This window comes from Nocardia sp. NPDC058666 (genome assembly GCF_042714895.1).
Taxonomy (GTDB): domain Bacteria; phylum Actinomycetota; class Actinomycetes; order Mycobacteriales; family Mycobacteriaceae; genus Nocardia.
This window is the reverse complement of the sequence record NZ_JBHXRY010000018.1, coordinates 67,415-77,516: the sequence shown is the minus strand read 5'-3', so window position 1 is coordinate 77,516 and position 10,102 is coordinate 67,415. Positions and strand designations below refer to the sequence as shown.

At 68.2% G+C, this 10,102-nt stretch carries 11 protein-coding genes; 7 read left to right on the top strand and 4 right to left on the bottom strand.

Annotated features, from left to right (window positions below):
• Positions 1–150 precede the first annotated feature (150 nt).
• The 3 genes from ACFWVD_RS26305 to ACFWVD_RS26295 all read right to left on the bottom strand — a co-directional run bounded on the left by ACFWVD_RS26305 (position 151) and on the right by ACFWVD_RS26295 (position 3,393).
• Entirely contained in the window at positions 151–1,314 is a 1,164-nt protein-coding gene (locus tag ACFWVD_RS26305) for a M20 family metallopeptidase (RefSeq protein ID WP_379247207.1), read from the bottom strand.
• A gap of 125 nt (positions 1,315–1,439) precedes the next feature.
• Entirely contained in the window at positions 1,440–2,642 is a 1,203-nt protein-coding gene (locus ACFWVD_RS26300) for a M20 family metallopeptidase (RefSeq protein WP_379247197.1), read from the bottom strand.
• Between the two features lie 49 nt (positions 2,643–2,691).
• Positions 2,692–3,393 (bottom strand): enoyl-CoA hydratase/isomerase family protein, encoded by a 702-nt coding sequence (locus ACFWVD_RS26295; RefSeq protein ID WP_379247195.1) that lies wholly within the window; start codon positions 3,391–3,393, stop codon positions 2,692–2,694.
• A 93-nt stretch (positions 3,394–3,486) separates the two neighbouring features.
• Here ACFWVD_RS26295 and ACFWVD_RS26290 point away from each other — a divergent pair, with 93 nt between their 5' ends.
• Positions 3,487–4,266 (top strand): purine-nucleoside phosphorylase, encoded by a 780-nt coding sequence (locus ACFWVD_RS26290; RefSeq protein WP_379247193.1) that lies wholly within the window; start codon positions 3,487–3,489, stop codon positions 4,264–4,266.
• Complete coding sequence (locus tag ACFWVD_RS26285; protein WP_379247192.1) at positions 4,267–5,775, top strand: phospho-sugar mutase; 1,509 nt, start codon at positions 4,267–4,269, stop codon at positions 5,773–5,775.
• A gap of 104 nt (positions 5,776–5,879) precedes the next feature.
• Here ACFWVD_RS26285 and upp read toward each other — a convergent pair whose 3' ends face one another.
• Positions 5,880–6,503 (bottom strand): uracil phosphoribosyltransferase, encoded by a 624-nt coding sequence (upp, locus tag ACFWVD_RS26280; RefSeq protein WP_379247190.1) that lies wholly within the window; start codon positions 6,501–6,503, stop codon positions 5,880–5,882.
• Between the two features lie 148 nt (positions 6,504–6,651).
• On the opposite strand from upp, the gene ACFWVD_RS26275 reads away from it, so the two are divergent.
• Genes ACFWVD_RS26275 through ACFWVD_RS26255 form a run of 5 tightly spaced genes read left to right on the top strand, consistent with a single transcriptional unit; the run spans position 6,652 to position 10,058 of the window.
• On the top strand, positions 6,652–6,972 hold the full coding sequence (locus ACFWVD_RS26275) for a hypothetical protein (protein ID WP_379247188.1): 321 nt from the start codon (positions 6,652–6,654) through the stop codon (positions 6,970–6,972).
• Positions 6,969–8,105 (top strand): NlpC/P60 family protein, encoded by a 1,137-nt coding sequence (locus ACFWVD_RS26270; RefSeq protein ID WP_379247186.1) that lies wholly within the window; start codon positions 6,969–6,971, stop codon positions 8,103–8,105. Before ACFWVD_RS26275 ends, ACFWVD_RS26270 begins: the two co-directional genes overlap by 4 nt.
• Positions 8,102–8,455, top strand: coding sequence for a hypothetical protein (locus ACFWVD_RS26265; RefSeq protein ID WP_379247184.1), 354 nt, complete (start codon positions 8,102–8,104; stop codon positions 8,453–8,455). Before ACFWVD_RS26270 ends, ACFWVD_RS26265 begins: the two co-directional genes overlap by 4 nt.
• The gene (locus ACFWVD_RS26260; RefSeq protein WP_379247182.1) at positions 8,452–8,811 is read left to right on the top strand and encodes a YbaB/EbfC family nucleoid-associated protein; all 360 of its coding nucleotides are present in this window, start codon (positions 8,452–8,454) and stop codon (positions 8,809–8,811) included. The genes ACFWVD_RS26265 and ACFWVD_RS26260 overlap by 4 nt, the downstream gene beginning before the upstream one ends.
• 14 nt (positions 8,812–8,825) lie before the next feature.
• Complete coding sequence (locus ACFWVD_RS26255; protein ID WP_379247180.1) at positions 8,826–10,058, top strand: primosomal protein; 1,233 nt, start codon at positions 8,826–8,828, stop codon at positions 10,056–10,058.
• Positions 10,059–10,102 lie beyond the last annotated feature (44 nt).

Sequence of the window (10,102 nt, the reverse complement as noted above, 5' to 3'; positions counted from 1 at the left end):
CGTCCGAGGCGCAGCCTCCAGCAACGGTGGCTAACTCGCGGCCCCTCAGGGGCCGCGCTCGAGCGCGCCAGCGCTCCAAAAACACAGCCTCAAACCATCTGGGACCACCAAAACCCTGAGGCTTTGCCAACCCCCCGGTGCCACGAACCCCTACGCCTGCAAGACGATGTTGGTCAAAGTCCGAACCCCCACCGCCAACGCCCGCTCATCGATATCGAACGTCGGCTGATGCAGATCCAACTGCTCCCCCACCCCCGACCACACCCCGAGCCGAGCCATCGCGCCGGGCACTTCCTCCAGGTACCAGGAGAAGTCCTCCCCGCCACCGGACTGCGCGGTGTCGGCCAACGCGTCCTCGCCCATCGCCAACACCGCGTTCTCGAACATCAACGCCGACGTCGGGTCGTTGACCACCGGCGGCACGCCACGCTTGTAGTTGAGCTGATACCGCACGCCCGTGGGCGCCAGTAACCCGTCGACGATCTCGCGCACCAGCGGTTCCAACAGCAACCACGTCGCGTGATCCCCGGTGCGCACGGTGCCCGTGAGCATCCCTGTCTGCGGAATCGCGTTGGGCGCCTTGCCCGCGCTCACCGCACCCCAGACCATGACCGTGCTGGTCCGCGGATCGACCCGACGGCTCAACAATCCGGGCAGACCTGTGATGACCGTCCCGATCGCGTACACAAGATCGCTGGTCAGATGCGGCCGCGAGGTATGCCCGCCGGGCGAATCCAACACCAACTCGACCGTGTCAGCAGCCGACGTGATCGCGCCGGTGCGCGAACCGACCTTGCCGACTTCCAGTCGCGGATCGCAGTGCAGCGCGAAGATCCGGTCCACCCCGACCATCCCACCGGCGGCGACCACGTCCAGCGCACCGCCGGGCATCACTTCCTCGGCGGGCTGGAACACCAACCGCACCCCCACCGGCAGCTTGTCCTGCGCTTCGGCGAGCGCGAGCCCGGCGCCCAGCAGCACGGTGGTGTGCGCATCGTGCCCGCAGGCGTGCGACACGCCCGGCACCGTGGAGGCGAAGGTCAGGCCGGTGAATTCCTGCATCGGCAGCGCGTCCATGTCGGCGCGCAAGGCGATGCGTCCACGGTCGGTGGGTCCGAAATCGCAGATCAGGCCGGTGCCGCCGGGCAGTACTTCCCAGCTCAGGCCGGCCTTGGTCAGCCAGCCCGAGACGAACTCGGTGGTGGCGAACTCCGCGCGCGACAGTTCGGGATTGGCGTGGATGTGCCTGCGCCATTGCACCAGGTCACCGGTGTGTTCGGCCAACCACGCGTCGACGATCTCGGTTCCCGACATCAGAGTCTGTTCGGTGACCGGCACGGTCGGACACGCCGCGGTCTCGCGCGTCATCGACGGGGCACCTACACCCATCGATAGCGCGTCGGAGCCTGCGCGTGCGGTGTCCGGATGGCCGGAAATACTCACCGAATGTCCTCCTGTCGTTGGATCAGCTGTTGCAACAACCTGTCCCTGTGTACTTCATCGCCTGCTATGGCGACAGCGGTACGTGCCATCGCCAGCGCCCCGTCGAGTACGGCCCGGTCCGCCGAGGCGTTCACCGCGGCGGCGGCGAACGCGGGCTGATGGGTCGCGGCGCCACCGGCGTCGATGCCGATCACCGGGTGGATACCGGGGATGACGTTGGTGACGTTGCCCATGTCGGTGCTGCCCAGGGGCCGCAGCACCTCGAGCTCGGGCGCGATCGGCACCCGTCCCAATCCGGTGATCTGCGCGCGGTAGGCAGCGGAGAGAATCGGGTCGGGGGTGAGCTCGGTATAGGTGGGCGCGAGCGTCCGTATGTCGTGGGTGCAGCCGGTTGCCAGGGCACCCGCTTCGAAACAGGCTTTCGCTCGGCGCATCAGGTCGTCGAGGGAGCCGGAATCGGCCGCGCGCAGGTAGTACAGCAACTCCGCACGTCCGGGCACGATGTTGGGGGCTACGCCACCGTCGGACACTATACCGTGCAGCTGCTGACCGGGTCGCAAATGCTGCCGTAGCAAGCCCACAGCAACCTGGGTGACGGTCACCGCGTCGCCGGCGTTGCGGCCCAGTTCCGGCGCGGCGCTGGCGTGCGATTCGCGACCGTGGAACACCACGGCCAGGTCGGCCAGTGCCAGCGAGCGCGCGCCGACGATGTCGAAGGGGCCGGGGTGCACCATCATCGCCATCGCGATGTCGTCGAAGGCGCCCGCTTCCAGCATGAGCACTTTGCCGCCGCCGCTCTCCTCGGCGGGCGTGCCGAGCACGACCACGGTCAGGCCGAGCGCGTCGGCCACGGCGGCGAGTCCGATGGCGGCGCCGACGGCGGACGCGGCGATGATGTTGTGCCCGCAGGCGTGGCCGATCTCGGGCAGCGCATCGTATTCGGCGCAGATCCCCACCGTGAGCGGGCCGCTGCCGTAGACCGCGCGAAAGGCGGTCGACAGCCCCGCGACACCGGTGGTGACCGCGAATCCGCGTTCGACCAGCGGTGCGAGGACCTTGGCGACACTGCGCGTTTCAGCGAAGGCCAGCTCGGGTTCGGCGTGGATCGCGTGCGACAGCCCGATCAGCTCGTCCGAGGCAGCCAGGATCGCGGCGTCGGAGGCGGTGGCTGTGAGTTCGCCGGTGCGCGAGGGTGCCATAACACCAGTCTTGCATCAGTGTGTGACACCGGCGCACCGGCGAGTGACGTCAGCTGCCGAACGGCAGGTTCTCCGGGGTGACCGGGGTGGCAAGCGCGGCGAGGGCCTCGGCGTGCAGCGCGGTCTTGATGATCGGGGTGATCGGCTTGCGCAGGCTGGTCAGTGCGGCGGCGCGGGCGATCGCGGTGGGCAGCACCTGGTCGGCGTCGACCTTGGCGTCGGCGATGCCGGCGGCGATGGCCTCGTCGGCGGCGAAACGGTGGCCGGTGGTCATCGCCTGCACGCAGACCTGGTTGCTCAGCCGGCCCTTCAGCAGCCCGTTCATGCCGATGGTGAAGGGCATACCCAGGTGGACCTCGGGCAGCGACCAGAAGCCGCGGTCGCCGCGCATCACGCGGAAGTCGTGCGAGGTGGCCAGCATGGCACCCGCGCCGAACGCGTGGCCGTTGATCGCGGCGATCGTGGGCATCGGGAAGGTCAGCAGGCGGGTGTACAGGGTGTGTACGCGGTCGAGGTAGCCGTGGATCTTGTCCAGGTTGCCGAACACGTAATCGGTGTCCAGACCATTGCTGTAGTACTTGCCGGTCGCGACGGTGACCAGCGCGGCGGCACCTTCGGACGCCTCGACCTCGTCGAGTGCGGCGTGGAAGGACTCGATCCAGTCCGGCGAGAAACGGTTCTCGTTGTCGACCTCGCCCTCGTTGCCGAGGTACAGGACGAAAACATCACCAGAGCGCTCCAAATACGGCATACAGGCAGAATAAACCGCGACTCGACGATTGCGTTACTCGCGGGTAGCCAGCGCCGCGCGACACTTGTCGGCGGACCGCAATACACTCTCCACATGACTGCCGAACAGGCCGCTGCGGCGATTGCCGAACGTACGGGAGTGCCACGTCATCGCGTGGCCGTGGTGCTGGGATCGGGGTGGCAGGAGGCTGCCGCCGAGATCGGGGCGCCGCACGCCTCGATCCCCATGACGGAATTACCGGGCTTCGGTAAACCCAGTGCGCAAGGACACGGCGGCATGATCCATTCGCTGACCGTGGGCGACAACGAGGTGCTGTTGCTGATGGGTCGTCAGCATCTGTACGAGGGGTACACGCCCCAGCAGGTGGTGCACCCGGTGACCGCGGCGATCGCGGCGGGCGCGGAGATCGTGCTGCTCACCAATGCCGCGGGCGGGATTCGGCCCGGACTGCAGGTGGGTGAGCCGGTGCTGATCGCCGACCATCTCAACCTCACCGCGCGCACCCCGCTGCAAGGTGCGCGGTTCGTCGACCTGGTGGATGCCTGGGATCCCGAATTGCGTGCCCTGACAAGGGAAATCGACCCGAGTTTGTCCGAGGGCGTGTACGCCGGGCTCACCGGGCCGCAGTACGAAACGCCTGCCGAGATTCGCATGTTGGCCACGATGGGCGCCGATCTGGTGGGCATGTCGACGGTGCTCGAGGCGATCGAGGCGCGTTCGCTGGGCGCGAAGGTGCTGGGTATCTCGCTGGTGACCAACATGGCCGCGGGCGTGACCGGCGAACATCTCTCGCACGCAGAAGTGCTGGCCGAAGGACAGGCCGCGGCGCCGCGACTGGGCAAGCTGCTGCGCGGGATTCTGGAGCGCGTGTAGATGTTGCGCTTCGGGACCGCGGGCCTGCGTGGACCGTTGCGCGAGGGCCCGGACGGTATGAACGTGACCACGGTGTCGCGGGCAACGGCCGGGTTGGCCGACTGGTTGCGACAGCGGTGTCTGGGCGGTGGGGCCGTGGTGGTCGGGCGCGATGCGCGGCACGGGTCGGCGGAGTTCGCTACCGCCACGGCGGAGATCTTCACCGCGGCCGGGTTCGCGGTGACGGTGCTGCCCGATCCGGTGCCGACGCCGGTGGTGGCGTTCGCGGTGCGGGAGTTGGGTGCCGTAGCGGGGGTGCAGATCACCGCCTCGCACAATCCGCCTGCCGACAACGGGTACAAGGTGTATCTCGACGGTGGGTCGCAGCTGATCTCGCCCGCCGACAGCGAGATCGAGAAGTGCATCGAGGCGGTCGTCGAACCTGTTGCGCGGGAAGCTGTTTCGACTTCCGGTGGCGACTTGGTCGATCGGTACGTCGCACGCGTCGCGGAGTTGCCCGGCCTGCTGGGTGGGGCCGGGGAGCGGGCGCCGGTGCGGATCGCGTTGACGGCGATGCACGGGGTCGGTGGTGAGATCGCGGTACGCGCGTTGGCCGCGGCGGGGTTCACCGATGTGCACGTGGTCGACGAACAGTTCGCCCCCGATCCCGACTTCCCGACGGTGAGCTTTCCCAATCCGGAGGAGCCCGGCGCGGCCGATCTGCTGCTCGCGCTGGCCGACCGCATCGATGCCGATGTGGCGATCGCGCTGGATCCCGACGCCGACCGGTGCGCGCTCGGCGTGCGGGGCCCGGAGGGTTGGCACATGCTGCGCGGTGACGAAACCGGCGTGCTGCTGGCCGATTACGTCCTACGCACCTCCCCGACCGACCCGCTGGTGGCCACGACCATCGTGTCGTCCCGTCTGCTGTCGAAGCTGGCGGCCGCGCAGACGGCCCGCTACGCCGAGACCCTCACCGGCTTCAAATGGTTGGCCAGAGCAGGCGAGGGCCTGGTGTACGCCTACGAGGAAGCCATCGGCCACTGCGTGGACCCCACCAGGGTCCGCGACAAAGACGGCATCTCCGCCGCCGTCGCCGCGGCCGACCTGGTCGCGCTGTTGAAGGCGCAAGACAAAACCCTGCAGGACGAACTCGACTCCTACGCCGTCGAATTCGGCCTACACGCAGGCGCCCAGGTCTCCCTACGCCTGCCCGACCAATCCGCCGCGAGCGCACTCGTCGCCACCCTGCGCGCCGCCCCGCCCACCGAAATCGCAGGCACCCCAGTGACTTTCACCGACCAGTCACTGATACGCGGCCCCCTGCGCACCGACGCCCTGATCTTCGACGCCACCGACTTCCGCATCGTCGTCCGGCCCTCAGGCACCGAACCCAAACTCAAGTGCTACCTGGAGGTTTTCGCGCCGGTCACCGACGCTGCGGACCTGCCACAGGCACGCGTCGCCGCCGACATCCGACTCGCAGCACTGGCCGACTACTGCGAGGCCCTGGGCGCAGTGGCGCACTGACCACACGACACTGCACCCGTCGCGCGCAACCTCCTCGACCGTGCACCCTTCGCGAGTAACCCGCACGACCTGCGCCCCTCGCGCGCAACGGTTCTCGCGCTGATTCAGCGGGGGCCGAACTGGCGGTCGCCCGCATCGCCCAGGCCGGGGACGATGTAGGCGTTTTCGTTGAGTTTCTCGTCGATGGCGGCGGTGATCAGGCGGACCGGTAGGCCCGAGGCTGCCAGGGCGGCGACGCCTTCGGGGGCGGAGACCACGCAGACGGCGGTGATGTCGGTGGCGCCGCGGGCTACCAGCAGTTCGATGGTGTGGCGCATGGAGCCGCCGGTGGCCAGCATGGGATCCAGGACGAACACGGGCAGGCCGGTGAGGTCGGCGGGTAGGGATTCGAGGTAGGGCACCGGTTCGTGGGTGGTTTCGTCGCGGGCGATGCCGACGAAGCCCACGCGCGCTTCGGGGACGAGTTCGGCGGCGGCGTAGACCATGCCGAGGCCTGCGCGCAGCACGGGTACCAGCAGGGGCGGCGAAGCCAGGCGGACGCCGTCGGTGACCGCGACCGGCGTGTCGATCGGGGTCAGCACCACGGGCGCGTCGCGTAGCGCCTCGTACATGAGGATGCCGGTGAGATCGGCTAGAGCATTGCGGAAGGTGGCGTTGTCGGTGCGCGCGTCCCGCATGGTGCTGAGCAGAGTCGCGGCGAGTGGATGGTCGACAGTGTCGGTGCGCATGAAAAGACGATAGGGTCGCCAAGCGCTTCGCGCCTACGACCGCTGGGGAAAAAATTTCGCGGACGAGGGAACCGAATGCGGAGTCGGTGCGTCCAAGATAGTGAGTGACGTACTCTGCCCGGGAACTGACACGAATGGGGGAAGTTCGATGCGAAAAATGTCCGCCGATGCCGAGGGCATCGTCGCCTACAGCGCGACCGCCGGGGCGATGGCCTCGGAACTGGCAACGGCGGCGGCTGGTTCGGTCGCCTCCGCACCCACCCTGCTCGGCCCCGTCATGGGCCTGATCGGCGGCGATTTCACCGCCGCCTACTCCGCCGCGCACGCCGGTCACGTGGCCTCGATCGCGCAGCTGTCCGCGGTCATGGGCAGCATGGGCGTGGCTACCGCGAGCGCCGCGACCACGCTGGTGGAGACCGACTTGAACAACGCGGCGCCGTTGCAGGCCGCCGCGGGCGAGATCGCATGATCGACCTCAGCGGACTCGTGCAGCCACTGCTGGACCTGCTGTCCAGCTTCGGCACCGGCGTGCAGGGCGTGGGCGGCCCGTCCGACGGGCTGCGGTCGACGTCGACCAACCTCGACCAGATCTACCAGCAGGGTCGCAGCAGCATCAACAACGTGAACACCGCGTGGGACGGCCAAGCGGTCGACGCGGTCACCGCCAAGGCCCTGCGCGTGCAGACCTCCTCGGCGACCCTGTCCGACAACGGGGTCGGGATGGCGACCGTGGTCGACCAGGCCGCGGCCTACGTGGAGACCGGGCAGAAGGAACTCGACGGGATCGTCAACTCGTTCGTGTCGCAGGTGTCCGCGATGGGCACCGCCGTCGGCACCCCCGTGGGTCTGACCACGGTGATCGCCTCGGCCATCGACCACATCGGCCAGGGTATGGGCGTGGTGGGTCGCGTGCAGGAGGAACTGGGCACCCAGACCGCCGCGATCAAGGAACTCACCCCCGCACCGTCGAGCACGTCGCTGGCGGGTGTGTCGTCGGGCGCGAGTTCGTTGCTGTCGTCGGTGTCGAATTCGGGCATGTTGTCCTCCGTCGCGAGCACCGGCACTTCACTGCTGGGCAGTGTCGGGTCGTCGTTGTCCACGGCGATGGGCGGCAGTTCCAGTAGCGGCTCCAAGTCCGCGGCCGCCGGCTCGGGCAAGACCGCGGGATCGGGCTCGTCGGCCGGTTCCTCGACCGGCTCGGGCACCGGCGTGAAGATCACCCTGCCCGACGGCAGCACGGTCGAAGCGCCCAACGAGAAGGCCGCCACCGCGGTCCGCTCGGCCATCGGCGCGGTCGGCACCCCGTACGTGTGGGGTGGCAACGACCCGCAGTCGGGCATCGACTGCAGCGGCTTGACCAAGTACGCCTACGGCGAGGCCGGTGTCGAACTGCCGCGCCTGGCGCAGGAACAGCACGTGGGCAACCCCCAAGTTTCCCCCGGTGACCTGATGCCGGGCGATCTGGCCGTGTGGGACGGCCATGTCGCCATGGTGGTGGGCAACGGGCAGCTCGTCGAGGCCGGCGATCCGGTGTCGATCAGTTCCATCCGAACGGAGAACAGTGGCATGGAGTTCTACGGCTTCTACAGGCCTACCGAATGAGCGGCACACCGGTGCCCGAGGTGCCCAATGTGGAGTCAGCGGTCAGCAGTAACCGCTCCGGCACGATCAAGGTGCGCGCGACCAGCATGGGTCTGCCGATCGCGATCAAATTCGAACGCAGCGAGTACCAGTACGGTGCGCAGGCGCTCGCCGACGAGATCCTGCGCCTGACCAGGCGCTCGACTATCGCCGCGGCCGCGCGACTGCGCGAGGTCTACAGCGAGCAGGCGCAGATCCCCGACGAACTGCTGGACAAGATGAACCTGCCCACCCGGCGTCAGGCGGTCGACGAACTCGATCGCATCGACGACGCCGACACCGGTCAGACGAGCTGGATGAGGCCACTGTGAGCGCGGAAATGGATGCCCTGGTCGCGGGCGTCACCGGAAAACTCGAGGCGCTCGAGGCGGCGCTGTACGGGTTGAAGCAGGTCAGCGGGCGGTTCACCACCGAAGACGGACTGGTCACCGCCGAGGTGAACAGCGACGGCGCGCTGGTGGCGTTGCAGCTGGACGAGGCCATCACCACCATGGCGCCCACCGAGGCCGCGGCACTGATTCTGGCGGCCTGCAAACAGGCCACCGAGACCGCCGGTGCGGCCCGTTCCGACATCATCGCCACCCTCAACGAGTCGCTGACCGGACCCGGTGCACAGCCCGGCGGGCACTTAGCACCTGGGCCGGATAGTGCCGCGCGCCGAAGCTAGATAGGCTTCGCGTCATGGCTTCTGGAGACATCGTCCCGATCGCGCTCGGTCTGACCGATGGCGATCTCGTCACCCTGTGGGCACCGCGCTGGCGAGACGGTGACGATGAGTGGGAGGCGTTCCTCGGTCACGAGGACGACCTCTACGGATTCGAGTCCGTCGCGGAGTTGGCTGCGTTCATCCGCACCAACTCCGACAACGACCTCGTCGAGCACCCGTCATGGGCGGTCATCGCCGGTCTTTCGGCCGCTGAGCTGGAGCCGGAGGAGAATTTCAGCTTCGATCTGGTCTCCGTGCCCGAGCTGGCCGCGGGCGATCCCGAGGGCGACGTGGTCGGCGAGCTCGAGGACACCCTGGCGATGGTGCGCAATATCGCCGAGGTGTGCGAGCTCGACGTGGTGACCAAGTTCTTCGGCAACAACCCGGTGCTGGGCGTGCTGGCCAGTGGGGCAGGCACGTTCGTCGGGCGCGACGGCGAAGAGCTGTGGGATCAGGTCGGCGCCGCGATCGTCAAGGGCTGGGACGACGTGCTCGACGCGATCGACGGCGTGGTCAGCACGCCCGAGGTGGACGCGGCCGCGGTCGCGGTCGCGGAGGCCGAGCTGTTGGCCGCGGAGGAGAACGTGGTCGACGCCGACGACGTCGCCGAGGAGGAAGAGGAGTTCGAGACCGTCGATCTCGACGCCCCCGACGAGGACGAGACGTTCTGGGACGAGGTCGGCATCGACCCCGTCAAGATCGTCACCTCCGACGGCGAGCACTTCACCCTGCGCTGCTACCTCGACGACGAGCCGATCTTCCTCGGCAACGGCACCACCATCACCGTGTTCGGTTCCGAACGGGCGCTGGCCCGCTACCTGGCCGACGATCACGAGCACGAGCTGGCGCGGGTGTCGACCTTCGCCGAGGTGCAGACCGCCGCGGTGGACGGTTCGCTCGAGGTCGAGGTGACCGACGAGAACGTCTACGTGCTCACCGGTCTGGTCGAGGATCTGGCCGAAGGGCCCGAAGCGGTCGACATCGAACAGCTCGATCTTGCGGTGGAACTGTTCACCGACGCCGCCGACTACGCCGATGACGACAGCGTGGAAACCGCACTGGCGCAGTCGAATCCGCTGGGTTGGTACGTGTCGTACCTGCTCAACCCGGACCCGAACCGGATGGCGCCCAACCCGCCGTACACGACCGAGGCTCAGCAGTTCCGTGAGCTGCAGCGCGTGTTCGAAGCAAGGTTGACCAGCGAATAAGAGTTCTCGCGAAGCGGGGGTGGCACCGATGTGGTGCCACCCCT

Coding starts and splice junctions, on each gene's coding strand:
- ACFWVD_RS26270 (WP_379247186.1), top strand. CDS start 6,969: ATGATCGACCTCAGCGGACTCGTGCAGCCACTGCTGGACCTGCTGTCC.
- ACFWVD_RS26265 (WP_379247184.1), top strand. CDS start 8,102: ATGAGCGGCACACCGGTGCCCGAGGTGCCCAATGTGGAGTCAGCGGTC.
- ACFWVD_RS26285 (WP_379247192.1), top strand. CDS start 4,267: ATGTTGCGCTTCGGGACCGCGGGCCTGCGTGGACCGTTGCGCGAGGGC.
- ACFWVD_RS26290 (WP_379247193.1), top strand. CDS start 3,487: ATGACTGCCGAACAGGCCGCTGCGGCGATTGCCGAACGTACGGGAGTG.
- ACFWVD_RS26255 (WP_379247180.1), top strand. CDS start 8,826: ATGGCTTCTGGAGACATCGTCCCGATCGCGCTCGGTCTGACCGATGGC.
- upp (WP_379247190.1), bottom strand. CDS start 6,503: ATGCGCACCGACACTGTCGACCATCCACTCGCCGCGACTCTGCTCAGC.
- ACFWVD_RS26305 (WP_379247207.1), bottom strand. CDS start 1,314: ATGTCGGGAACCGAGATCGTCGACGCGTGGTTGGCCGAACACACCGGT.
- ACFWVD_RS26275 (WP_379247188.1), top strand. CDS start 6,652: ATGCGAAAAATGTCCGCCGATGCCGAGGGCATCGTCGCCTACAGCGCG.
- ACFWVD_RS26295 (WP_379247195.1), bottom strand. CDS start 3,393: ATGCCGTATTTGGAGCGCTCTGGTGATGTTTTCGTCCTGTACCTCGGC.
- ACFWVD_RS26300 (WP_379247197.1), bottom strand. CDS start 2,642: ATGGCACCCTCGCGCACCGGCGAACTCACAGCCACCGCCTCCGACGCC.